Source organism: Providencia sp. Je.9.19 (genome assembly GCF_051129765.1).
GTDB lineage: Bacteria > Pseudomonadota > Gammaproteobacteria > Enterobacterales > Enterobacteriaceae > Providencia.
Map to the genome: position 1 here is coordinate 46,293 of NZ_JBCPSS010000007.1, position 24,260 is coordinate 70,552.

Annotated in this window: 21 protein-coding genes, 1 pseudogene and 1 other annotated feature; of the genes and pseudogenes, 11 read left to right on the forward strand and 11 right to left on the reverse strand. The window is 38.7% G+C overall.

Annotated elements, in window-relative coordinates:
* Positions 1-110: 110 nt before the first annotated feature.
* The 3 genes and pseudogenes from radA to AAZR93_RS18670 all read left to right on the forward strand — a co-directional run.
* Complete coding sequence (gene radA, locus AAZR93_RS18660) at positions 111-1,499, forward strand: DNA repair protein RadA (RefSeq protein ID WP_294108169.1); 1,389 nt, start codon at positions 111-113, stop codon at positions 1,497-1,499.
* 201 nt (positions 1,500-1,700) lie between these two features.
* Positions 1,701-2,933, forward strand: coding sequence for a multifunctional transcriptional regulator/nicotinamide-nucleotide adenylyltransferase/ribosylnicotinamide kinase NadR (gene nadR / locus AAZR93_RS18665; RefSeq protein ID WP_434720713.1), 1,233 nt, complete (start codon positions 1,701-1,703; stop codon positions 2,931-2,933).
* Positions 2,929-3,062 (forward strand): annotated as a pseudogene (locus AAZR93_RS18670) (IS1 family transposase); the annotation flags it as partial. The gene nadR and the pseudogene AAZR93_RS18670, both read left to right, overlap by 5 nt.
* 31 nt (positions 3,063-3,093) lie before the next feature.
* Here AAZR93_RS18670 and AAZR93_RS18675 read toward each other — a convergent pair.
* From AAZR93_RS18675 to ettA, 3 genes are all read right to left on the reverse strand, one after another.
* Positions 3,094-4,254 carry an MFS transporter gene (locus AAZR93_RS18675; RefSeq protein WP_434720714.1) on the reverse strand — a complete coding sequence of 387 codons (1,161 nt, stop codon included), beginning with the start codon at positions 4,252-4,254 and terminating at the stop codon, positions 3,094-3,096.
* A gap of 112 nt (positions 4,255-4,366) precedes the next feature.
* A complete protein-coding gene (locus tag AAZR93_RS18680; protein ID WP_294108175.1) occupies positions 4,367-4,969 on the reverse strand; it encodes a TetR/AcrR family transcriptional regulator in 603 nt (200 codons plus the stop codon).
* A gap of 247 nt (positions 4,970-5,216) precedes the next feature.
* Positions 5,217-6,884 (reverse strand): energy-dependent translational throttle protein EttA, encoded by a 1,668-nt coding sequence (gene ettA, locus AAZR93_RS18685; RefSeq protein WP_294108177.1) that lies wholly within the window; start codon positions 6,882-6,884, stop codon positions 5,217-5,219.
* A gap of 423 nt (positions 6,885-7,307) precedes the next feature.
* Here ettA and sltY point away from each other — a divergent pair, with 423 nt between their 5' ends.
* Both sltY and trpR read left to right on the forward strand, forming a co-directional pair.
* Entirely contained in the window at positions 7,308-9,221 is a 1,914-nt protein-coding gene (gene sltY, locus AAZR93_RS18690; protein WP_434720775.1) for a murein transglycosylase, read from the forward strand.
* A 284-nt stretch (positions 9,222-9,505) separates the two neighbouring features.
* Positions 9,506-9,823: a trp operon repressor gene (gene trpR, locus AAZR93_RS18695; RefSeq protein WP_294108179.1), complete on the forward strand. Its 318-nt coding sequence runs from the start codon at positions 9,506-9,508 to the stop codon at positions 9,821-9,823.
* Positions 9,824-10,271: 448 nt separating this feature from the next.
* On the opposite strand, the gene yjjX is transcribed toward trpR, so the two are convergent.
* The gene (gene yjjX, locus AAZR93_RS18700; RefSeq protein ID WP_294108180.1) at positions 10,272-10,808 is read right to left on the reverse strand and encodes an inosine/xanthosine triphosphatase; all 537 of its coding nucleotides are present in this window, start codon (positions 10,806-10,808) and stop codon (positions 10,272-10,274) included.
* Positions 10,809-10,860: 52 nt separating this feature from the next.
* Between yjjX and gpmB the strand changes: the two genes are divergently transcribed.
* Positions 10,861-11,508 carry a 2,3-diphosphoglycerate-dependent phosphoglycerate mutase GpmB gene (gpmB, locus tag AAZR93_RS18705; RefSeq protein ID WP_294108182.1) on the forward strand — a complete coding sequence of 216 codons (648 nt, stop codon included), beginning with the start codon at positions 10,861-10,863 and terminating at the stop codon, positions 11,506-11,508.
* A gap of 72 nt (positions 11,509-11,580) precedes the next feature.
* Here gpmB and robA read toward each other — a convergent pair whose 3' ends face one another.
* Positions 11,581-12,477, reverse strand: coding sequence for an MDR efflux pump AcrAB transcriptional activator RobA (robA, locus tag AAZR93_RS18710; protein ID WP_434720715.1), 897 nt, complete (start codon positions 12,475-12,477; stop codon positions 11,581-11,583).
* Positions 12,478-12,685: 208 nt separating this feature from the next.
* On the opposite strand from robA, the gene creA reads away from it, so the two are divergent.
* Positions 12,686-13,153 carry a protein CreA gene (gene creA / locus AAZR93_RS18715; protein ID WP_434720776.1) on the forward strand — a complete coding sequence of 156 codons (468 nt, stop codon included), beginning with the start codon at positions 12,686-12,688 and terminating at the stop codon, positions 13,151-13,153.
* 87 nt (positions 13,154-13,240) lie between these two features.
* Here the strand turns inward: creA and arcA are convergent, their stop codons facing one another.
* Positions 13,241-13,957, reverse strand: coding sequence for a two-component system response regulator ArcA (gene arcA, locus AAZR93_RS18720; protein WP_004905684.1), 717 nt, complete (start codon positions 13,955-13,957; stop codon positions 13,241-13,243).
* Positions 13,958-15,084: 1,127 nt separating this feature from the next.
* On the opposite strand from arcA, the gene thrL reads away from it, so the two are divergent.
* The 4 genes from thrL (at position 15,085) to thrC (ending at position 19,928) form a co-directional block, all read left to right on the forward strand.
* Positions 15,085-15,153: a thr operon leader peptide gene (thrL, locus tag AAZR93_RS18725; protein WP_434720777.1), complete on the forward strand. Its 69-nt coding sequence runs from the start codon at positions 15,085-15,087 to the stop codon at positions 15,151-15,153.
* Positions 15,092-15,212: a sequence feature (Thr leader region), on the forward strand. Its footprint overlaps the gene before it by 62 nt.
* A gap of 24 nt (positions 15,213-15,236) precedes the next feature.
* Positions 15,237-17,696, forward strand: a complete 2,460-nt coding sequence (thrA, locus tag AAZR93_RS18730; protein ID WP_434720716.1) for a bifunctional aspartate kinase/homoserine dehydrogenase I — start codon at positions 15,237-15,239, stop codon at positions 17,694-17,696.
* 3 nt (positions 17,697-17,699) lie between these two features.
* Positions 17,700-18,629, forward strand: coding sequence for a homoserine kinase (thrB, locus tag AAZR93_RS18735; RefSeq protein ID WP_434720717.1), 930 nt, complete (start codon positions 17,700-17,702; stop codon positions 18,627-18,629).
* Between the two features lie 3 nt (positions 18,630-18,632).
* Positions 18,633-19,928: a threonine synthase gene (thrC, locus tag AAZR93_RS18740; RefSeq protein WP_434720718.1), complete on the forward strand. Its 1,296-nt coding sequence runs from the start codon at positions 18,633-18,635 to the stop codon at positions 19,926-19,928.
* Between the two features lie 133 nt (positions 19,929-20,061).
* Here thrC and AAZR93_RS18745 read toward each other — a convergent pair whose 3' ends face one another.
* The 5 genes from AAZR93_RS18745 to AAZR93_RS18765 form a co-directional block, all read right to left on the reverse strand.
* Positions 20,062-20,955, reverse strand: a complete 894-nt coding sequence (locus AAZR93_RS18745; RefSeq protein WP_434720719.1) for a hypothetical protein — start codon at positions 20,953-20,955, stop codon at positions 20,062-20,064.
* A 54-nt stretch (positions 20,956-21,009) separates the two neighbouring features.
* Positions 21,010-21,252, reverse strand: coding sequence for a hypothetical protein (locus AAZR93_RS18750; RefSeq protein ID WP_294108277.1), 243 nt, complete (start codon positions 21,250-21,252; stop codon positions 21,010-21,012).
* A gap of 275 nt (positions 21,253-21,527) precedes the next feature.
* A complete protein-coding gene (locus AAZR93_RS18755; RefSeq protein WP_294108279.1) occupies positions 21,528-21,995 on the reverse strand; it encodes a hypothetical protein in 468 nt (155 codons plus the stop codon).
* A gap of 102 nt (positions 21,996-22,097) precedes the next feature.
* Positions 22,098-23,489 (reverse strand): Cu(+)/Ag(+) sensor histidine kinase, encoded by a 1,392-nt coding sequence (locus tag AAZR93_RS18760; protein ID WP_434720720.1) that lies wholly within the window; start codon positions 23,487-23,489, stop codon positions 22,098-22,100.
* Positions 23,482-24,165, reverse strand: a complete 684-nt coding sequence (locus AAZR93_RS18765) for a heavy metal response regulator transcription factor (RefSeq protein WP_434720721.1) — start codon at positions 24,163-24,165, stop codon at positions 23,482-23,484. The genes AAZR93_RS18760 and AAZR93_RS18765 overlap by 8 nt, the downstream gene beginning before the upstream one ends.
* Between the last annotated feature and the right edge of the window lie 95 nt (positions 24,166-24,260).

Genomic DNA, 24,260 nt, shown 5'->3' on the forward strand with positions numbered 1-24,260 from the left:
ATTCATTCAAAAAATCATAATCTTAAATTATTTAGAGTATTATTGTAAATTTATTTAAAAATCAAAGAATTAAATTTAAGAATGTAAATGGTTTTCAAGAGGAGTTAGTCGTGGCTAAAGGTGTAAAAAGAGCGTTTGTTTGTAATGACTGTGGGGCGGATTATCCCCGCTGGCAAGGGCAGTGTAGTGCTTGTCAGGCATGGAATACCATTACGGAAGTGCGCCTAGCCTCAAGTAACGCCTCATCCCGAACTGAACGTTTAACGGGATATGCAGGAAATTCAGCTGGTATAAGCAAAGTTCAGAAATTATCTGAAATTAGCTTGGATGAATTGCCGCGTTTTACGACGGGATTTAAAGAATTTGACCGAGTGCTCGGTGGTGGTGTGGTGCCGGGAAGTGCCATCCTAATTGGTGGTAGCCCGGGTGCAGGTAAAAGTACGCTATTATTGCAAACCATGTGCCTGCTTTCGCGTGAAATGAAAACCCTGTATGTCACGGGGGAAGAGTCACTTCAACAAGTTGCTATGCGAGCGCATCGTTTAGGGCTACCAACTGACTCGGTCAATATGCTGTCTGAAACCAGTATTGAACAAATTTGCTTAACAGCGGAGCAAGAGCTGCCTAAATTGATGGTTATCGACTCAATTCAGGTGATGCACATGGCTGATATTCAATCATCGCCAGGAAGTGTTGCACAGGTGAGAGAAACCGCGGCTTATTTAACGCGCTTCGCTAAAACACGCGGTGTGGCAATCATCATGGTCGGCCATGTGACTAAAGATGGTTCACTGGCTGGGCCGAAAGTGCTTGAGCACTGTATCGACTGCTCCATTATGCTTGATGGCGATGCAGATAACCGTTTTCGGACACTGCGTAGCCATAAAAATCGTTTTGGTGCGGTGAATGAGCTCGGTGTTTTTGCCATGACTGAGCAAGGGTTGAAAGAGGTGAGTAACCCATCAGCGATTTTTTTGAGTCGTGGAGATGAAGTCACATCAGGTAGCTCTGTGATGGTAGTTTGGGAAGGCACAAGACCATTGCTGGTGGAAATTCAAGCACTAGTCGATCATTCCATGATGTCGAACCCACGTCGGGTGGCTGTTGGGCTTGAACAAAACCGTTTAGCCATTTTACTGGCGGTATTACACCGTCATGGTGGTTTGCAAATGTCAGACCAAGACGTCTTTGTGAATGTGGTTGGTGGGGTTAAAGTGACAGAAACCAGTGCTGATCTCGCCTTATTACTTTCTTTAGTATCGAGTTTTCGCGACCGGCCATTGCCGAGAGATTTAGTGGTCTTTGGTGAGGTAGGGCTGGCAGGTGAAATTCGACCAGTACCAAGCGGACAAGAGCGTATTTCAGAAGCGGCAAAACACGGCTTTAAACGTGCGATAGTACCTCATGCCAATATGCCTAAAAAATTACCGCCAGATATGAAGGTATATGGGGTGAAGAAGTTAGCAGATGCTTTGACTGTAATGGATGAACTCGATTAATCCTATACTCTACTCGTCATACTTCGCGCTGTGGTAGTGTTGGCATCATTCGCCTAGCCACAACACGAATGATTTAGAGTGTATCCAAATAGTATTTTTTGAATGTTTATTTTTAGCGTATTGAATTATATTAAATATCTTAGGCTGGTGTGCTTTGAATATAACTGAAATTTGGATTTTTTTTGAGTAAAAGGAAATTAAATGGCTGATTTTGACTATCTGAAAAATGCAATTAAGCGAGCTGGTTATACATTACAGCAAGTTGCTGATGCGACAGAGATGACCAAAGGCTATCTCAGCCAATTAATCAATGACAAGATAAAAAGTCCTAGCGCGCACAAAATTGATGCACTTCATCGCTTTTTAGGATTGGAATATCCGAATAAACAAAAAACAATTGGTATCGTTGTCGGGAAATTCTATCCTCTACATACAGGGCATATATATTTGATCCAGCGCGCTTGTAGCCAAGTGGATGAGCTACATGTGATCCTGTGCCATGATGAACCGCGTGATAAAGATTTGTTTGTTAATAGTTCGATGTCACAGCAACCAACTGTGAGCGACCGCCTGCGTTGGCTATTACAAACTTTTAAGTATCAAAAAAATATTCATATTCATTCATTTGATGAGAAAGGGATTGAACCCTATCCACATGGTTGGGAAGTGTGGAGTGATGGTATGAAAGGTTTTTTGAAAAAACATAATATTAATCCAAGTTTTATTTATTCTGGTGAACAGAATGATGTGCCACGTTATAAAAAATATCTGGGTATAGAAACAATTTTAATTGATCCTGAACGCAGTTTTATGAATATCAGCGGTAATCAAATTCGTCAGGCGCCATTTCGCTATTGGGATTATATTCCAACAGAAGTTAAACCATTCTTTGTCCGTAAAGTGGCGATTTTAGGGGGCGAATCTAGTGGTAAATCTACGTTGGTAAATAAATTAGCCAATATTTTTAATACCACCAGTGCGTGGGAATATGGCCGTGATTATGTATTCAGCCACTTAGGTGGTAATGAAATGGCATTGCAATATTCTGATTATGATAAAATTGCATTAGGTCATGCACAATATATTGATTTTTCTGTTAAATATGCCAATAAAGTTGCTTTTATTGATACTGATTTTGTTACCACTCAAGCTTTTTGCCTACGTTATGAAGGCAAAGAACACCCATTTGTTCAAGCATTGATTGATGAATATCGTTTTGACTTGGTTATTGTGCTAGAAAATAATACCCCATGGGTGGCCGATGGTTTACGCAGTTTAGGTAGTGATAACGACAGGCAAGAGTTTCAGTCATTACTTATTGAAATTTTAGAGAAAAATAATATTGAATATGTTCGTGTTGAATCGCCTGATTACGATTCACGTTTCTTAACCTGTGTATCATTAGTTCAGCAATTATTAATGCTGGATGATTGAACGAACACATTTAAATTTGAGAAATAGATTAAAGCGGCTTAATTCTAAGGCTTTTGATTATCCAAAATGTCCTGAAATGAATGATAAAGTAATCGAATCTTTATTAATCGCGAATATTATCCGCTTTAACCTAAATCTTTATATTGAATGTATGATCAAATTAAGACCAAGCTTGCTGACGTTGGCGGTGACGCACATAAGGTAAAATTGAAACCAATGCTAATACTGCTAATACTGCACCAATCCATAAGCCTGAACGCAAACCATAGCCATTTGTAATCGCTAAACCACCAAAGTAAGATCCTCCCCCTAAGCCAATATTAATGACTGAGGTATGCACCGCATTGACCATCGGACCTGGGTGCGCAACGCTGACAATTCTTGCCATCATTGCAGGGTTCATTGGGACACCAGATAATCCAATTAAGATTATTGAAATAATTGCCACGGTTTTATATTCGGCAAAGATCGCAAAAGCGAACAAAGAAATGCTTAATATGGTGAGCCCGACGAGCATGATCTGAAGGCTGTAATTATGTGCTAATCGACCTGTGATCATATTACCCACGATGTTTGAAAAACCAAACGCCATCAAAATAAAGGGAGCGGCTTGCATACTAAATCCAGAGATATCGACCAAAACGGGGACGAAATAACTAAATGCAGCAAAGCTTGCACCTAAAATCAAGCAACTTGTTACACAGGCTTTCCAGTAAGCTTTATTTTTAAAGGCTTTGAGTTCTTCCTCCATTTTGACTTTCCCACCACCGGATACTTCAGGTAAAAGACGTTCCAGAGCGATGAGGCAAATCAAAACCAACACAGCGACTAAGCCGAAAGTAATACGCCAACCCCACTGTTGGTCAATCATCGTTGCAAGAGGGACACCAAACACATTGGAAATCATAAAGCCACCAATCACGATAGCGGCAGCGCGAGGGCGGTTATAATTTGGCACCATGGCCATGCTCGTAGCGAGTGAGAGGCTCAAGCAACCGGCACATAATACGCCCGTGATAAGGCGAATAATGACCAAAAGAGTATAGCTGGAGACAAAGGCGCTTAAGCCTTGGATTACGACATAGAGCGCTAAGAGGATCAGCAAAATTTTTCGATATTGTACTTTATACTTTAGGAAAAAATAGGTGAGTACAGGCCCCCCTAGCATGACCCCAAAAGCATAATATGAAATTAAATGTCCAACGTCACCTACACTGATTCCAAAGGCATCGGATAAAGTTGCAGTCATACCCGCGACCATTAATTCTGCTGTGCCAATTGAGAAAACTGCTAACCCTAAAATATATACTGCTAATGGCATTTTTTACTACTCTCCTATTTATTTAATGAACATTACAAAAATAAACGATTCTCATTGTTTAATGATCGTTACAAAATTTAATGGTTCGATTTATTTTATACTGGTGATGGAATTACAAGTTGGCTAAGAGGCCATTAACTACATCTTCCAGAAAGCTTTTATCTGAAATGTTTTTGTTTAGTACACGTAAACCGTAGTAACCCGCTAAAAAACTTCTGGTTATTTCTGGGGCTGAAGCTTTGGTTCGAAATTCCCCATTTGCTTGTCCTTCAACAAATATTGCAAGGAGCGAATTTTCTAGGCGTTGTCGGTATTCATGGTTCAAGCTTGCGACGACTTGATCTTTATCTCCCATTTCTAAAGCAGAAAATAAGACCATGGCTTCGTGCTGTTCTGATTGTGAAAGATCTTCAGCAATCCCCCAAAGTAAAAGGGAGCGTAATCGATCTTTGAGCGGACCTGACTGCGTGAGGATAGATAATTGTGCTGCCATGGTTTGTTCATGACTACGCAATAAAGCTTGCTCATATAAGGCTTGTTTACTACCAAAAGCATTATATAAACTTCCTCGCCCTAAACCGGTACTATCACATAAATTTTGCGCAGAAGTGCCTGCATAACCGTTGGTACTAAAGACCGCAACGGCTGCATCGATGATCTCTTTATCTTCAAATTGCCTAGGACGGCCAGGAGAATTAGATTTTTCATCACTCATAGATAAGCCCGGGAGGGAGTAACTTGGAGGCACATAATAGAAATTATGGAATGGTTTGTCAAATATTATATCAAGTTTTTAACATAGTTAAGAAGTGATTAAAAATCGTTTTATTTCAATGTATTAAAGTCGAAATTAAGTTAGGGGAATATGAGTTTTTCATCGATTTAAAGTTGAGATTAAATTTTCAATAAAAAAACGGCATCGAAATTTATTCAGATGCCGTTTTTTCTGCTCAAAAGACGAGCTATTTAATCATTCTTTTATATTTGATTCTGTGAGGTTGAAGTGCTTCAGCGCCTAAAGTTCGCTTCTTGTAATCTTCATATTCAGAGAAGTTACCTTCGAAGAATGTAATATTACCCTCATCTTGATAATCAATGATATGAGTTGCAATACGGTCAAGGAACCAACGGTCATGGGAAATAACCATTGCACAGCCCGGGAACTCTAATATGGCATTTTCGAGTGCGCGTAAAGTTTCAATGTCGAGGTCATTGGTTGGTTCATCAAGCAGCAGCATGTTGCCACCGACTTGCAGTAGTTTTGCTAAATGCAAACGACCACGTTCACCACCAGATAACTCACCAACACGTTTACCTTGGTCAATACCTTTAAAGTTAAAGCGGCCAACATATGAACGGCTTGGGATTTCAAAGTTACCGATACGCATAATATCTTGGCCGTTAGAAATTTCTTCCCATACGGTTTTGCTATCGTCCATTGAATCACGGAACTGATCAACCGAAGCAATTTTAACAGTATCACCTAAAGAGATTGAACCTGAATCGGGTTGTTCTTGACCTGAAATCATACGGAACAGTGTTGATTTACCCGCACCATTAGGACCGATAATACCGACAATCGCCCCTTTAGGGATTGAGAAGCTCAGGTTATCGATAAGGACGCGGTCACCGTAAGATTTGCTTAGGTTCTCGATTTCAAGGACTTTATCACCTAAGCGAGGTCCTGGTGGAATAAACAATTCGCTGGTTTCGTTACGTTTTTGGTAATCAACGCTATTAAGCTCTTCAAAACGAGCCAAACGCGCCTTACCTTTCGATTGGCGACCTTTAGGGTTTTGGCGTATCCACTCAAGTTCTTTCTCGATTGATTTACGGCGGGCAGCTTCACTTGACGCTTCTTGAGCCAGACGTTCATCTTTTTGTTCTAGCCAAGAAGAGTAGTTACCTTCCCAAGGAATACCTTCACCACGGTCAAGCTCAAGGATCCAACCTGCAACGTTATCAAGGAAGTAACGGTCATGGGTGATCGCTACGACAGTGCCTTCATAGTCGTGTAAGAAACGCTCTAACCAAGCAACGGATTCCGCATCCAAGTGGTTGGTTGGTTCATCAAGAAGTAACATATCTGGTTTTTCGAGCAGTAGGCGGCAAATGGCTACACGACGGCGCTCACCACCAGATAGGTTCTCAATTTTTGCATCCCAAGCTGGCAGGCGCAGTGCATCAGCTGCACGCTCTAATTGATTATCAAGGTTATGGCCATCTTGAGCTGAAATGATCGCTTCAAGGATACCTTGTTCTTTAGCTAATTTATCAAAATCAGCATCTGGCTCTGCATAAGCTGCATACACTTCATCCAAGCGTGTTAGTGCATTTTTGACTTCACTAACGGCTTCTTCTACTGCTTCACGCACAGTATGTTCAAGATTCAGTTTAGGCTCTTGTGGCAAATAACCAATTTTAATACCCGGCTGAGGACGTGCTTCCCCCTCAATATCGGTATCAATACCAGCCATGATGCGTAGTAATGTTGATTTACCCGCGCCGTTGAGACCTAAAACACCAATCTTTGCACCCGGAAAGAAGCTAAGAGAGATATTTTTTAATATATGACGTTTCGGTGGAACAATTTTTCCAACCCGATACATAGAGTAGACGTATTGAGCCAATGTATTTTACCTTTTGTTTTATAAAGGGAATTTTAAATTCTTATCTGCTTATTATGTCTAAACCTTAAAATTTCAAAAAGGCTTCGATAAATAGCAATAAATAGTTTGTTATGAACTATACCTGATCGGGTAGGGATTAAAAATAGAGATTAGGCTTTTAGCATGGATAGAAACAACTTTGGAATGCATTTAGGTAATAAATGACCAAAAATTATGGTGAAATGCGGGGTTTTTAATAAAAGTGCTGAGAAAATCATTGATACTAAGTAAAGGACTGTAAAATCGATAAATTCAAGAAATCTCCGCTGTTGCTACATAAAAACTTTCGGTAGCATGATCCTATTATGCAATTTATTTAATATAAATATTGGTTTTGTTTGAGGTATTGCCTTGAGCAACCATTATACGATGGAGCGAGTCGATATGAAACGTTGGTTGGCGGCAGTCCCAGTTACTATGATGTTAGTATCTACTACGGTATGGGCCGATTCTTTACAAGCGCAACGTGAGCGCTATCAAGCCATTAAATTAGCTTGGGATGCCAATAAAATGGATGAGGTGGAGCGTTTACTGCCCACATTACAGGAATATCCACTATATCCTTATTTGGCTTACCGTGAACTTACTGAAGACCTTGATATTGTCTCTCCTCGCCAAGTGCAGGAGTTTATTGATACTTATCCAACGTTACCAGTCGCAAAAAATTTAAAGACTCGTTTTGTGAATGAGCTTGCTCGTCGTCAAGAGTGGAAGTCATTACTTGCGTTTAGTCCTGAAGCACCAAAACCTATCGAAGCACAGTGTAATTTTTATTTTGCCAATTGGGCTGAAGGCAACAAACAAGTCGCATGGCAGGGTGCAGAAAAAGCTTGGTTAAATGGAAACTCAATGCCAACGGCATGTGACAAACTGTTTAATGAATGGGAAAAGGCCGGTTATCTCACATCAGAAATGATCTTAGAGCGCATTCATCTTGCTATTAAAGAAGGAAATACTTCGATAGCAACTTATTTGGCTAAACGTTTACCTGCAAGCTATAAAAGTATTGGCGACGCGTTAGTCAAATTACAAAATGACCCATCTTCAGTTGTCACTTTTGCCAATACAATCACGCCGACTGACTTTACTCGACAAGCGACGCTTGCCGGTTTTAGCCGTTATGCGCGCCAATCGCCTGATGCAGCTCGTACTGCGTTACGAGGTATTAGTTCAGCACAAAAAATGAATATGGCAGAAAGCCAACAGATGAAAGACAGCATTGCGTGGCAATACATGGGTGATGTCACTCCCGAGCAAGCCACATGGCGCGATGAAACTATCCGTGAAACAAATTCAGCCGCACTTAAAGAACGTCGAGTCCGCTTGGCGTTAGGTCAGGGCGATAAAGCGGGTGTAGCAACATGGCTTAAACAGCTACCTGCGGAAGTTAAAAATAAAGAAGAGTGGCAGTATTGGCAGGCAATTACATTAATAGATGAAGGTAAGAAAGCGGAAGGCGAAACGATTTTACGTCAATTAACAACGAACCGGGGTTTTTACCCCATGGTTGCCGCTCAAAAATTGAATATCGAATACCCGATATATGTTAAAGGTGCGGTAAAGCCTGATGAAAGCGTTGGTAAGCTGGCACAAGTGCAGCGTGTACGCGAACTGATGTATTGGGAAATGGACAATCTTGCACGTTCTGAATGGGTGAGCTTAGTATCTTCATTACCTGCAAATCAGCAAGAACAATTAGCCCGTTATGCTTTCAATAACAAATGGGCAGATCTCAGCGTTCAAGCGACGATCACGGCAAAATTATGGGATCATCTTGAAGAGCGTTTTCCATTAGCGTGGGAAAAAGAATTTAATCTGTATACAAAAGATAAAAGTATTCAGAAAAGTTATGCAATGGCGATTGCTCGTCAAGAAAGTGCATGGAACCCACAAGCTCGCTCACCAGTAGGCGCGACAGGTTTAATGCAATTGATGCCTGCAACCGCTAAGCATACAGCGCAAAAGCAAGGTATTAGTGATTATGTTAATGTCAGCCAATTAACCAATCCGGCTAAAAATATTGAGTTAGGTACAGCATATCTTGATGATGTGTATCAACAGTTTGGTAATAATCGAATTTTAGCCAGTGCGGCCTATAATGCAGGTCCATCAAGGGTAACTCGTTGGTTAGGTAATAGCGCAGGCCGTATTGATGCTGTTGCTTTTGTTGAAAGTATTCCTTTTTCTGAAACACGTGGCTATGTAAAAAATGTCCTTTCTTATGATTTGTTTTATCGACATTTTATGGGTCAAAAGGGGGATGTTTTAGGTGCTAATGAGTGGGGAATGAAGTACTAGCTCTCGTCCTCGTCATAATTCGCGTTGTAGCGTTGTTGGCTGCGTTCACTAACCCTAGTCACATACTTATGTATGCTCCTAGGGCTTAGTTTCACTTGCCGCCTAGCCACAACACTAATTATTTAGAGGATAAAGTTCAAAAGTTCAAAAGTTCAAAAGTCTAAAAACGGGAGAATGACTGATTATAGAGCGAATGACTTTTGGGTATTTTTCGTTTGGTGGGTGATTTATCAAAATACTGTGTTATTATTTGTACTAGTTAAATAGTATGGGTGAGTGAGATAATGACGACAGAACACCAGAACGATCCGGCACTGACTGCCGATGAAAATGCTGATTGGCAACGCTTTGTCAATTTATTGCAACTGGCATTTGAACAAAATATTCAACAATCGGTTCTACAACTCTTATTGACTCCTGATGAGCGCACTGCATTAGCAACTCGAGTCAGGATTGTGCAAGAGTTGATGCGTGGCGAAATGAGTCAACGCGAGCTGAAAAATGAGCTTGGAGTAGGGATTGCGACCATTACCCGTGGCTCGAATAGTTTGAAGTCAGCCCCGTTAGGCGTCAAGGTATGGCTCGAATCACAACTTCTCTAAATACTCTTCATACTTCGCGCTGTGGCGTTGTTGGCTACGTTTACTAACCCTAGTCACATACTTATGTATGCTTCTAGGGCTTAGTTTCACTTGCCGCCTAGCCACAGCCCGAATTATTTTGAGTATTATCTTTATCTTCATACTTCTCGTGGTGGCGTTGTTGGCTACGCTTACTAACCCTAGTCACATACTTATGTATGCTCCTAGGGCTTAGTTTTACTTGCCGCCTAGCCACAGCCCGAATTATTTTGAGTATTATCTATAAGTAAATTATCTATAAGTAAATTATTTTGAGTTTTATTTATAACGATACTGTTTAAAAAGATAAATTACATTGAAGGATGGGGAAAACGAGAGAATAAAAAAAGTATGGCGAACCATACTTTGATCAATCATCGAATCTGGGAAATTTTTTGCCTACATGCATTTTGAATTAATTAGGGTATAATTAATCTTCTATCTGGTTTAGCTCTTTATAAATTTCGTGTTTAATGGGAACCAATGCCAGTATCAAGGCTTGCTGATAAACGCTTGTGCGTGTTAGTACGCCATTGGTGAAAAAGCCAATAGCCCCACCTTGTTGTTTGATATTATCAATCCCTGTTAAGAATGCCATTTCATCGCCAAGTTCGCGACCTTCACGAATTCCAGCGAGAATTTTTTCTGGGATCATAATACTTGCAGAACGGGATTCCCCTCGTATTTGCTTGTGTTCGATAACAATCCAAGCAAATGTCATATCATCTTCAATACCCGCTTCAATCCCAACCCAAAAATCGGCTTCTGGGCGAACTTGTCTTGATGCCATGACGCGCTGTCTTGCACCTGTACGGGTTTCATTATTACCGATAGGTTGTTGTGGAACGCTGCTATCGACATTAATATCTTCAATTTGATAACTGCCAGGCCCAAAAACAGCATCGAAAGCAAGATGAATCGCTTTAATTTTGGCAGGATTAGTCGTTGCAGCTATAACTTGGTACATTAATTATTTTCCTTTGAACACATACTTCGCAAAGTAATAATGGAACACATCTATGTTACAGGTTTATCTTGTTCGCCATGGCGAAACTGAATGGAACGTCGCACGTCGCATACAGGGTCAATCCGATAGCCCTCTGACGGCTACTGGACGTCAACAAGCTACACAAGTAGCTAAAAGAGTTAAGTCGGAAGGTATTACCCATATTATCACTAGTGATATGGGACGCACACTGGAAACTGCACAAATAATTGCTGATGAGTGTGGATGTGAAATTATCACAGAACCGCGTCTGCGTGAACTAAATATGGGTGTTCTTGAACAACGTTCAATAGAATCGCTGACATCAGAGGAAGAATTGTGGCGTAAAAGCCTTATTGATGGCACTCAGGGTGGTCGTATTCCTGAAGGCGAGTCAATGGAAGAACTTTATACTCGCATGTTCGCCGCGCTAGATTGTTGTCGCGATTTACCCAAAGGAAGTCGTCCACTTCTTGTGAGCCATGGTATTGCCCTTAGTACGTTAGTGAGCCGAATTCTAGGTGTTCCTGCATATTCAGAACGACGCTTACGTCTTCGTAATTGCTCGCTTTCACGAGTGGATTACCAAAATAGCCCTTGGTTGGCAAGTGGATGGATTGTTGAAACGGCAGGAGAAGTGACTCATTTAACACAGCCTTCTTTGGATGAGCAGCAAGGCTAGTGAGATTAAAAATCGGTAAATAATAATTCAATGAAAAATAAGGAGTTTCAATAATGTTGAAACTCCTTATTATTAGCTCGCTATTTTTATTGGGACATAATAGTCAAAGGCATCAATATGTGATTTCGGATCATCATCTCGGGCTTCATTCATATTTATATCTTTAAGTCTATAATGTTCAATATCATAGCCGGGCCGGCGTGTTAAATTCAATTTCGGCATATAAACGCCATAAATTTGATATAAGAACTCTTGCAGAGCACCTCGATTTGCTTCACCACGAAACGTAAATTTCACATACTCACCCGCAGGAATTTTTAGGTGGCTATATTGTGTTGTGTTGAAACTTGCATCTTCAGGTTTTACTGCCGTGGTATAAAAAACAGTCTGCTCATCTTCTTTTTCTTTGTTGTGGATTGCATGATGCAAACCAAAAACTTCAGAAGCCACTTTTGTGGTGTGATCTAAGTAATAGTGCCAAAAAGACTGACGCATTTGTGAACAAGCTGTTGACCACTCTTCTAATGCATAAGAACAACTTTGTTCTAAGCCCACTAGTGGTTGTTCAGGCATTTGAACAAACTCGTGATCGACATGTTTATGATTATCTAAAATAATCGGTGGACAAATACCTGTTGCACACCATTCGTCACTACGACGATAAAATGCAGGTGTTAGATTAAATTGTTTCTTGAATGCGCGGGTAAAGGTTTGTTGCGAATCAAAGCGGTACTGAAGAGCAATATCAAGAATAGGGCGGCTTGTGAGGCGTAAAGCGACTGCCGCACGAGAAAGTCTTCTGGCTCGGATATAAGCACCGATAGCTTGATCAGTGATTTCTTTAAACATTCTTTGCAGGTGCCATTTAGAATAACCTGCTTTAGCGGCAACATTATCAAGTGATAATGGTTTATCAAGGTTATCATCGATCCAGCGTAGGAGATCGCGAATAATATTAGTTTGATCCATGTATATCCCCAGCCAATGCTACTCATAAAACTGATATGAGTTATCTATAGGTGGCTATTCTATATCAAGTTACCTTTTTCGTTTATAGTAAAAGAGTTGTATTTGGTATTTTGTTACAAAAGAGAATGATTGCGCCTTTAATTGTTAAGGTATAAAGCGTTTTAAGTTGAAAAGGAAATCCAGTATGCGTTTTTCCATATTAAAAAAAATGAGTCTAAAAAACATTGTATTAGCTTCATTTTTATCCATATTACCCGTCACTGTACTTGCAGAAGAAGTTGGTTCAGTGGATACCGTATTTAAAGTTTTTGGGCCTGATCATAAAATTGTAGTTGAAGCATTTGATGATCCTGATGTTGAGAATGTCACTTGTTATCTTAGCCGCTCTAAAACGGGTGGGATAAAAGGTGGATTGGGTTTAGCGGAAGATACATCGGACGCGGCAATTTCATGTCAACAAGTTGGACCGATTGAGTTGAGCGATCGTGTTAAGCGTTCGCCAAAGAAACCTCACGTTGTTTTTCAAAAACGAACATCTTTAGTATTCAAAAAACTGCAAGTGGTTCGTTTTTACGACCCAAAACGTAATGCATTAATTTACTTAACTTACTCAGATAAAATGATTGATGGTTCTCCTAAAAATGCTATCAGCGCAGTCCCGATTATGCCGTGGTAATATTTACCAAAAAAAGGATCACCAATATATTTTTTAGTGTTAAATAAAAAAACCGGCAATTAAGCCGGTTTTTTAAGAAGTTATTAATTACTCGTCTAAATCACCGCAAAAACGGTAACCTTCACCATGAATGGTAGCAATAATTTCTGGGGTATCGGGTGTAGACTCAAAATGCTTACGAATACGACGAATAGTTACGTCGACCGTTCTGTCGTGTGGTTTTAATTCACGGCCAGTCATTTTTTTCAGTAAGTCAGCACGAGTTTGGATTTTTCCAGGATTTTCGCAAAAATGCAGCATCGCACGGAATTCACTACGCGGTAATTTGTAATGTTCACCAGCAGGGCTAACTAAAGAGCGACTATTGATATCTAATTCCCAACCATTGAACTTGTAGCTTTCAACTAGGCGACGCTCTTCTGTACCGCCAGCAAGATTCATAGTACGAGAAAGCAAGTTACGAGCACGAATAGTGAGTTCACGAGGGTTGAATGGTTTGGTGATATAGTCATCAGCACCAATTTCAAGTCCAAGGATTTTATCAACTTCATTGTCGCGGCCAGTTAAGAACATTAAAGCAATGCTTTCCTGCTCGCGTAATTCACGTGCGAGAAGAAGACCATTTTTACCTGGTAAATTGATATCCATGATAACCAAATTGATGTCATGTTCAGATAGAACATTATTCATCTCTTCGCCATCAGTGGCTTCATGAACCACATAGCCTTCAGCTTCAAAGATACTTTTCAGCGTATTGCGTGTGACAATTTCATCTTCAACAATTAAAATGTGTGGGGTCTGCATAGTTGCTACCTAAAGTATTAAAATAGAAATACTGAACTCACAAGCCGTTTTCAGTTAGGTGGTTATTAATATTTTTCTCTGAATAAATACGTTTATGAGTATAAATTTGTCATTAAATTCAACAGCGACTTTATGTTGCCTCTCCGGGCAAATGATTCAAAAAACGAACCAAAATATAAGCACTTTCCCAATATTGGGCTGTTAACAGCAATATAACAGCTAATACTGCATTTACCACCTAAAAAACTAACTTTTGTTGATACATATCAAAATCAATTGTAGCACGTTAACAAAAATTGTTAGGAAGATAATTATATAAATCAACATTGCATTTAGGTATCAGATTATCACTAAAATTATCGCAAGAATTTGGTAGAGGCTTCTACTTCAGGTTGAAAGTAAACGGTTAAGTCACAAAGCGCGTAAATATAGTATTATAAATTATATCGAATTTGTGACTTGGCTCAAATTTTGGCTGATCGTGTTTTTGCAAAGAAAGAGGTTATTTTACAGATTGTTGACTTTAAATAGCAATAAATTAGGTCTGATTGGTTTTTTGTGTTTAATAGTTGGATGGGGTCAGTGTTTTATATTTAAAACTCTTTTTTTTACATTTTTTTAATAACTATTTACTTGAAGTGCTCCCCTTTCTTAGATGATGTAGCGTCCCGCGATTTGAATTATTAGTATTAATTTATTAGTACAACAGTTGGTCTGTGTTTATGCTTAATAAATAGGCTGATTTTTGAAGCTTTAATCTTTGTTTATTGAATAACTATTTTTGATAATCTTTGCAATAAATGAGGTCTTTTTTGTGTTTTTTAGACTCTCTTAAAAAAGAGAGATTAAAGAAATAAAAGGATGAATTGTTTGTTTATTAATCAGTGGAGAGTGGCGGAATTCAAATGGATTTATATCTTGTTATTTTTGCATTGATTGAATTTTAACTTCAAATTTTTAATTTATTTTTGTTTTTTATTTTATCGTTAATCATGTTACTAGATGATTCCCCCCTAAGAATACTTGGGTTTCAATGTGATTTGGCGCAAATAAATTTGACATATTGTGGTAATTGCTTTAACCGTATAGAGAGAAACTTAATGAAACAAGAGACAAACAGAATTCATATGCGTAATTTCAGCCTGACTACGATTATTATTACCACCACCGTAACCACAGGAAACGGGGCGGGCTGACGCATCCAAAAAATAAAAATGAAAAAGCCCGCATCCAACAAGATGCGGGCTTTTTTTTGGTGTTAATTCAGGAGAGAAATACCATGCGTGTGCTTAAATTTGGCGGTACCTCAGTTGCGAATGATGAACGGGTACTGAATGTAGCTGACATCGCTGAAAGTAAACTTGCTGATGGACAAGTCGCTCTGGTGCTTTCAGCACCAGCTAAAATTACCAACCATCTCGTTGCTATGATTGAAAAAACAGTTGAAGGTCAGGATGTCATCACGCATGTGAATGATGCAGAAATGATTTTTGCTAACCTCTTGAAAGGACTAAAAGAGAAACAGCCAGGTTTTGATTATGATCGTTTAAAAAAACTCACTGAACAAGAATTCGCACAAATAAAACAAGTACTGCATGGTATTACTCTTCTCGGTCAATGTCCTGATAGCATTAACGCTTCTATTATCTGTCGTGGTGAAAAACTCTCAATTGCTATTATGGAATCTGTGCTGAGTGCACGTGGACACAAGGTCACGGTCATTAACCCAGTAGAAAGTTTACTGGCTAAGGGACATTATCTTGAATCTACCGTCGATATTAATGAATCAACTAAACGTATTGCTGAATTAAATATCCCTAAAGATCATTTCATTTTAATGGCCGGTTTTACTGCTGGTAATGATAAAGGTGAATTGGTGGTACTTGGACGTAATGGCTCCGATTACTCGGCGGCAGTGCTAGCGGCGTGTTTACGTGCGGATTGCTGTGAAATCTGGACTGATGTTGATGGCGTTTATACTTGCGATCCACGTCTTGTTGCTGATGCCCGATTGTTAAAGGGAATGTCCTATCAAGAAGCGATGGAGCTTTCTTATTTTGGCGCTAAAGTTCTCCACCCTCGTACTATTGCACCGATTGCCCAATTCCAAATTCCTTGCCTCATAAAAAATACCACTAATCTAAGCGCACCAGGCACTTTAATTGGTAATGGCCAAACCGATGACAGTACGCCGGTTAAAGGGATAACTAACCTGAATAATATGGCGATGATTAACGTATCAGGCCCTGGAATGAAAGGCATGGTTGGCATGGCTGCACGTATTTTCTCTGTGATGTCACGCAAAGGAATTTCGGTCGTGCTGATTACCCAATCATCGTCTGAATATAGTATTAGCTTTTGTGTACCACAAAGTGAATTACGTCGCGCACGTGCAGCGCTTGAAGAAGAGTTTTATTTAGAGCTAAAAGATGATGTATTAGAGCCGCTTGATGTGATGGAGCAATTATCGATCATTTCAGTCGTGGGTGATGGAATGCGTACGTTGAAAGGCATTTCTGCGCGTTTCTTTTCTGCACTGACTCGTGGAAATATTAATATTGTTGCAATCGCTCAAGGTTCATCAGAGCGTTCTATTTCAGCGGTTATTGCCAATGAATCTGCGACAACAGCGGTACGACTTTGTCACCAAATGCTTTTTAATGCTGAGCAAGTTATTGAAGCATTTATCATCGGGGTTGGTGGCGTAGGTAATGCATTAATTGAGCAAATTCGTCGTCAGCAACAATGGTTGAAGCAAAAACATATTGATTTGCGTGTCTGTGGTATCGCTAATTCAAGAGCGATGTTAACGAATATGCAAGGTATTGATCTTGCTAATTGGAAAGATGAATTAGCGCAAGCTAAAGAACCTTTTAGTTTGAGTCGTTTGATTAGATTGGAACGTGAATATCACTTTTTGAATCCGGTGATCATTGATTGTACCTCGAATCAAGAAATTGCAGAGCAGTATGTTAATTTCTTAAAAGATGGCTTTAACGTCGTCACACCAAACAAAAAAGCCAATACTTTATCAATGGATTATTATCATCAACTACGAGCGGCTTCAGAGAATTCAAAACGTAAATTCTTATATGATACTAACGTAGGGGCTGGATTACCGGTTATTGAAAATCTGCAAAACTTGCTTAATGCAGGTGATGAATTAGTGCATTTTAGCGGTATTCTTTCAGGATCCTTGTCATTTATTTTCGGTAAACTGGATGAAGGAATGTCGTTATCAGACGCAACGACTCTGGCGAAAGAAAAAGGTTTTACAGAGCCAGATCCTCGTGATGATTTATCGGGTATGGATGTGGCGCGTAAGTTGCTTATTCTTGCGCGTGAAGCGGGTTACGATTTAGAGTTGAATGATATTGAAATCGAACCTGTTTTACCTACTGACTTTAATAGTGAAGGTAATGTGGCTGACTTTATGGCTCGATTACCACAGCTTGATGTTCAGTTTGCTCAGCGTATAAAAGCGGCAGAAGCAGAAGAAAAAGTGTTACGCTATGTCGGTCTTATTGAAGAGGGGCGTTGTCAGGTTAAAATGGTTGCCGTTGATGGTAACGACCCTTTGTTTAAAGTAAAAAATGGCGAAAACGCACTGGCTTTTTATACGCGCTATTACCAACCAATTCCTTTAGTATTAAGGGGCTATGGAGCAGGTAATGATGTTACTGCTGCCGGCGTATTTGCAGATATGTTGCGCACCCTATCGTGGAAATTGGGAGTTTAAGAAGTGATTAAAGTTTATGCACCTGCTTCAATTGGTAATGTGAGTGTTGGGTTTGATGTGCTTGGGGCTGCCGTATCACCAGTTGATGGCTCATTACTAGGTGACTGTGTGAGCGTTGAGGCCGCTGAGGTCTTTTCATTAACAAATAAAGGTAAATTTGTTTCTAAGCTCCCTAAAAAAAATGAGCACAACATTGTCTATCAGTGCTGGCAGCTATTTTGCGAGCGCCTTGGTAAACAACTTAATGTTGCCATGATCCTTGAAAAAAACATGCCGATTGGTTCAGGATTAGGTTCGAGTGCTTGTTCTGTTGTGGCTGCATTGATGGCACTGAATGAGTTTGCTGATAAGCCGTTCGATCAAACCCAATTACTCGATATGATGGGCGAGTTAGAAGGGCGTATTTCGGGTAGTGTTCATTATGATAATGTAGCCCCTTGTTATTTAGGTGGTTTACAATTAATTATTGAGCAAATGGGCATTATTTCTCAATCTGTTCCTGCTTTTGATAATTGGTACTGGGTGATGGCGTATCCGGGAATTAAGGTGTCAACAGCAGAAGCGAGAGCTATTCTTCCTAATAATTACCCACGTCATGATATTGTTAATCATGGCCGCTACTTATCGGGTTTTATTCATGCTTGCCACACAAAACAGTCATTACTTGCTGCAACCATGATCAAGGATGTTGTTGCAGAGCCTTATCGCACCCAATTGTTGCCGGGCTTTGCTGAAGCTCGCCAAAATGCGAAAGAAATTGGGGCTTTGGCTTGTGGTATTTCAGGGTCGGGACCGACATTATTTGCTATTTGTGATGATAAAGTCATTGCAGAAAAAATGGCTGATTATTTGCAACAACATTACATTCAGAATGATGAAGGCTTTGTGCATATCTGCCATTTGGATCTCGCCGGGGCAAGGACAATAGGGTAAACGATGAAACTGTATAATTTAAAAGACAATAACGAGCAAGTCAGCTTCGCGCAAGCAGTAAAACAAGGGCTTGGAAAGCAGCAAGGACTATTCTTCCCTCAGGATCTTCCTGAATTTAATGAAGCTGAAATTGAAGCTTTGTTGAAATTAGATTTTGTTACGCGTAGTAGCCGTATTTTAAGTGCTTTTATCGGTGATGAAATTCCGCAAGAAGCCCTTGCTGAGCGCGTTAAAAATGCATTTGCATTTCCTGCTCCCGTAAAAAAAGTCGAAGATGATGTAGCCACTCTTGAGTTATATCATGGCCCAACATTAGCTTTTAAAGATTTTGGCGGACGTTTTATGGCCCAAGCGTTGGGTCAAGTTGCTGGTGAGCAGCCTGTGACTATTTTAACTGCAACTTCGGGTGATACTGGTGCGGCAGTGGCTCATGCATTCTATCGATTGAAAAATGTTCAGGTCGTTATTTTGTATCCAGAAGGCAAAATTAGCCCTCTACAAGAAAAATTGTTTTGTACACTAGGTGAAAATATTCACACCGTGGCGATTAAAGATGATTTTGATGCATGCCAGGCATTAGTAAAGCAATCATTTGATGATGAAGAGCTAAAACAGGCTTTATATTTGAACTCAGCAAACTCGATTAATATTAGTCGATTACTGGCTCAAATTTGCTACTACTTTGAAGCGGTTGCTCAAATTCCTGCAGAAAAACGCGATCAATTAGTTATCTCAGTACCAAGTGGTAACTTTGGTGATTTAACGGCCGGACTATTGGCTAAATCAATGGGTTTACCGGTTAAACGCTTTATTGCTGCAACTAACGTCAATGATACTGTTCCGCGTTTTCTTGTTGATGGCAAATGGGTACCAAATAAAACGAAGGCAACTTTATCTAATGCAATGGATGTAAGCCAACCGAATAATTGGCCTCGCATTGAAGAATTATTCCGTCGTAAAGGTTGGTCGCTAAAAGAACTCGGATATGGTGTTGTGAGTGATGATGTGACTAAAGATACGGTTCGTGAATTGGATAAAAAAGGCTATTTATCTGAACCTCATGCTGCTGTTGCATATCGCGTTTTACGTGATCAACTGCAAGATGGTGAGTACGGTTTATTTTTAGGAACAGCTCATCCTGCGAAATTTAAAGAAAGTGTGGAAGAAATTTTAGGTAAAAAAATTCCATTACCGGCAGAATTAGCAGAGCGCGCAGAATTACCATTATTATCTCATTTTTTACCTTCTGATTTTGCTGAATTACGTGCATTTTTAATGAAATTAGCACCTAAACAATAAGTATCAGTCTTTGAATCAGAATCAAACGGAAGCTTATGCTTCCGTTTTTACTGATAAAACCATCTTCCGAAAAGATGATAATATGATTTCATATTGTGGTATCACTTATCTACTTAGAACTATTACTGGTGTATTAATGTGAACTCACACCATCAATGCCATTTATTCCTCCATTTTCTCCACCTTGACCTCCCTTCCCACCATGGCCTCCTCCCGAAATTGCATTACCACCGTTCCCCCCATTTCCAGAGCCGGAGCCTGCACCACCATGACCTCCATGACCTCCGTTATTTCCACCATCTCCTCCGTTCCCTCCATTTCCATCTACAGATCCATTCCCACCGTTTCCACCGCTTCCTTGACCGTCACCATTTCCGCCATAACCGCCATAACCGCCATTTCCCCCATTGATACCACCACTTCCACCATTTCCGCCATTGCCATTACTGCCCGCTTGCGCATGGCCACCATTGCTGCCATGACTGTTGTTAGTACCACTACCACCGTTACCGCCATTACCACCATTTTGACCGCTTCCCCCATGGCTAGCACTCGTTTTCTGGCTTCGGCCACTTCCACCGTTTCCACCGTTTCCACCACTTCCACCACTTCCACCACTTCCACCGTTTCCACCGTTTCCACCACTTCCACCGTTTCCACCACTTCCACCGTTTCCACCACTTCCACCATTTTCGCCGTTAGTACCATTAGCTCCATTACTACCATTACTACCATTACTACCATTGCTACCATTTGTACCATTTGTACCATTTGTACCATTTGTACCATTTGTACCATTTGTACCATTTGTACCATTTGTACCATTATTGCCATTATTAGATGTTTTTGAATAAAAATGACGATTATTTATTAGTTTGCATAATTTGTTGTTTTTAATTTCATGAATAATAATTTTATTAAATTTGGAACAATTTAATGAGATATTAAAAGAGTGTTGTGAGTAACTAAATGTGGGAGTTAATGCAATGAATAAAATGCTAATTGAAAAGGTTAGTTTATAATTCATAGTTCCTCCATCCCCCTTCTCATTGAAGGGGGAAATATTTAATATTATGATTACCTATTTACCATTACCACCGTTTCCGCCATTACCACCATTGCCTCCATTGGTACCATTACCACCATTTCCTCCATGGCCACCATTACCACCATTACCACCATTTCCGTTATAATTAACGTATTCAATTGGGGTTTGAATTGATGTTAGCTCAGTATATTGAGTGGTAGTTTTATATTGAATAGCTGATGCAGATGCTAATATTGGAAAAAATAAAGTTGCCATGATAATAGATGATTTACGCATATAATTTCCTTTGGTTTTAAGTGAATAAATAAACTGCATGGAAATTGTAATTTAAAGACTGAGATAATCAATGAGTGATTGATGCCAATGGATAATTAAATTTGTATGGAGTTAACTATAAAATAATAATATAAATTATCTATGGGTTTTAACTTAATATGCGTAATTTAAATTTTTTGATTAATGATTTATTGTATTTTTTATAATAAGATTATGTATGATTAATATGAAAAGAAGCCATATTGAAAAATAGTATGGCTTTTATAGTGAGATAATTATTTTATTTGTTTTAAATGATTGTTAATATCATTTTTAATAGTTGACGATGCACTATTTTTATTAAAAGTTAACATGACGATAGCTTTTTCATGTTCATTCATATCAGCAAATAATTTTGCCGTTTGTTGTTGATTTTTAGTATAACTAGATGATTTTTTTTGATGATCATTGATCATCTTACTCATAGACGGCGAGGTATTATTTTGTGAAAAACTGAATGAAACGGCAGCTTTTTCATTAATATCAAGCTGTGAAAAAGGCACACCTGAGCTAATGTTATTTTTTACATCGACACCGGCTTGTATTAAATGATTCTTGATTGAATTTTGATTAGAAGCAGAGGTGTTGTTCTCCGTAAAGCTTAATGCGGTAGCTGCATTTTTATGCATCTCTATATTTGATTGTGCATTAGCGATGCTGACAGTACTCATGATTAAACTTAGTGTGAAGATGATCTTTTTCATAATAAACCCTATTAAGTAAAGTAATTTTTGTTGTGACTATAATAAGGGTTAATCTCTGTCTTAATACTGACAGTAAAATGACAAAATTGCCATTTTACTATTTTAATTTATATTAGGAATGAATAAGGTAAATCGCGTTGAATAATCATCAGAAGATACTTTAATAGAGCCTTTATGCGCTAATATGATTGACTTGACAATGGCAAGTCCAATTCCACTGCCTTCATTTTTACGTTGTCTTGATTTATCAACACGATAAAATCGGTCAAAAAGTTTGGGTAGATGTTCCACTGGAATTTTATGGCCCGGATTACTGATAATAATTTCTATACCATTATTAATATTAGTTAGATTAACGCTAATTGTATCCCCTTTAGGAGTATAGCGGATAGCATTAGATAATAAATTTGTTATTGCTCTTCTTAGCATATCTTTATCTGCTAATATGGGTTGAGCATCGCCCATTAATTTTAATTTAATTTCATTATCTTCAGCAAGAAATTCAAAATAATCAAAAATCAGTTCGATTTCTGATTTTATATTAATTAATTTTTTTTCTGGTATTAACATATTATCATCAGCTTGTGCTAAAAAAAGCATATCAGATATCATACGTGATAGTCGGTTATATTCTTCTAAGTTTGAATAAAGCACTTCAACTAACTCTTCTTTAGTTCGATTTTTATTCAATGAAATTTGTGTTTCAGTCATTAAGTTAGTGATTGGCGTTCGCATTTCATGAGCGATATCGGCAGAAAAATTTGTTTGCCTAACAAAAACATCTTCAATTTTGACTAACATCTCGTTGAATGAAAGTGTTAATTGCTTTAATTCTGCCGGTACTGCTGTCGGATCTAAACGAATACTCAAGTTTTCAGAGGTAACCGTTTTTATTTTATTACTCACGTCTTTAAGGGGTTTTAATCCTTTGATGACTAAAAAATAAACGACGAATATAGTAGACAGGCATAGCAAAATTGCACTGATGATTAAGCTGTTTATTAAAGAATTAAGATAATCATGATGAAAGTTCAATGAAAGTGCTGTGACTAATCGATATTTTTTTTTGTTATGGTTATCAGCACTTACATCAATAAAAGATTCGGATAACCTGTAGTCTTCTAGGTATTCATCCGCATTATCTTTAATTGGGTCATAGTTCTTTAATTGTGTAATAATATCAGTATTAGCAGTTGGAGATATTAACTCATTACCTTCGTTATCAACGAGATATACAATAATATCTTGATGTTCATTAATGATGGTTTTGATTCGAGTAAAGTGTTCACTTTCAGAATCAATACTTTCACTTAGTAAACTACTAATAGTAAGATTCATTTGATTTAGTGTGTATTCATCTTGCTGCTTAAAATGCAAAACAACAGAGTTGATCATGATCCAGCTAAATAGTAATAGCGCGAAGGAAAGAGCGATACTAATCAGAAAAATAAGTCGTGCAGATATTGAAACTGGAGATTTGAATATATTATTCATTTTGTGGGATCTCAAGTAAATAGCCCATGCCCCTAATAGTATGAATCAATTTAGGATCGTAATTAAGATCAATTTTTGATCTAAGACGTTTTACTGCGACATCAATTACATTGGTGTCGCTATCAAAATTCATATCCCAAACTTTGGATGCAATAAGAGATCGAGATAATACTTCACCTTGATGTAATACAAAAAATTCCAATAGTGAAAATTCTTTACTGGTTAGGTTTATTTTTTCATTTGCCCGAGTAACTCGTCTTTTAATTAAATCGACATGTAAATCAGCAATGGTAAATTGTGTTTTTTGGATGTTGTTATTACCTCTGCGTAATAATGTTCTTATACGTGCCAATAGCTCTGAAAAATCAAACGGTTTGACCAAATAATCATCAGCACCAAGTTCCAGACCTTTGACTCTATGCTCAACATTACCTAATGCAGTTAACATTAATATTGGTGTGTTTTTGCCTATTACACGTAGGTTTTTAGCAATATCCCAACCATTAATATCTGGCAACATCACATCAAGAATAATTAAATCATATTCTTCTGTAGATGCCATATGAAGGCCTGTGATCCCATTCTCAATAGCATCAACAATAAAGCCAGATTCAGTTAAACCTTTGGAAAGATATTCTCTCGTTTTATGTTCATCTTCGACAATAAGTAATTTCACGGTAGCCTCAAAGCTTAGCCAGTAATATGGACACTCTCATTCTAAGCATTGAACCGATGAAATGTAAAATGACAAATTTGTCATTTTCATGTCAC

Coding starts and splice junctions, on each gene's coding strand:
- sltY (WP_434720775.1), top strand. CDS start 7,308: ATGAAACGTTGGTTGGCGGCAGTCCCAGTTACTATGATGTTAGTATCT.
- arcA (WP_004905684.1), bottom strand. CDS start 13,957: ATGCAGACCCCACACATTTTAATTGTTGAAGATGAAATTGTCACACGC.
- robA (WP_434720715.1), bottom strand. CDS start 12,477: ATGGATCAAACTAATATTATTCGCGATCTCCTACGCTGGATCGATGAT.
- yjjX (WP_294108180.1), bottom strand. CDS start 10,808: ATGTACCAAGTTATAGCTGCAACGACTAATCCTGCCAAAATTAAAGCG.
- AAZR93_RS18680 (WP_294108175.1), bottom strand. CDS start 4,969: ATGAGTGATGAAAAATCTAATTCTCCTGGCCGTCCTAGGCAATTTGAA.
- AAZR93_RS18745 (WP_434720719.1), bottom strand. CDS start 20,955: ATGAATTATAAACTAACCTTTTCAATTAGCATTTTATTCATTGCATTA.
- gpmB (WP_294108182.1), top strand. CDS start 10,861: ATGTTACAGGTTTATCTTGTTCGCCATGGCGAAACTGAATGGAACGTC.
- AAZR93_RS18760 (WP_434720720.1), bottom strand. CDS start 23,489: ATGAATAATATATTCAAATCTCCAGTTTCAATATCTGCACGACTTATT.
- AAZR93_RS18750 (WP_294108277.1), bottom strand. CDS start 21,252: ATGCGTAAATCATCTATTATCATGGCAACTTTATTTTTTCCAATATTA.
- trpR (WP_294108179.1), top strand. CDS start 9,506: ATGACGACAGAACACCAGAACGATCCGGCACTGACTGCCGATGAAAAT.
- AAZR93_RS18675 (WP_434720714.1), bottom strand. CDS start 4,254: ATGCCATTAGCAGTATATATTTTAGGGTTAGCAGTTTTCTCAATTGGC.
- thrC (WP_434720718.1), top strand. CDS start 18,633: ATGAAACTGTATAATTTAAAAGACAATAACGAGCAAGTCAGCTTCGCG.
- AAZR93_RS18755 (WP_294108279.1), bottom strand. CDS start 21,995: ATGAAAAAGATCATCTTCACACTAAGTTTAATCATGAGTACTGTCAGC.
- creA (WP_434720776.1), top strand. CDS start 12,686: ATGAGTCTAAAAAACATTGTATTAGCTTCATTTTTATCCATATTACCC.
- nadR (WP_434720713.1), top strand. CDS start 1,701: ATGGCTGATTTTGACTATCTGAAAAATGCAATTAAGCGAGCTGGTTAT.
- thrA (WP_434720716.1), top strand. CDS start 15,237: ATGCGTGTGCTTAAATTTGGCGGTACCTCAGTTGCGAATGATGAACGG.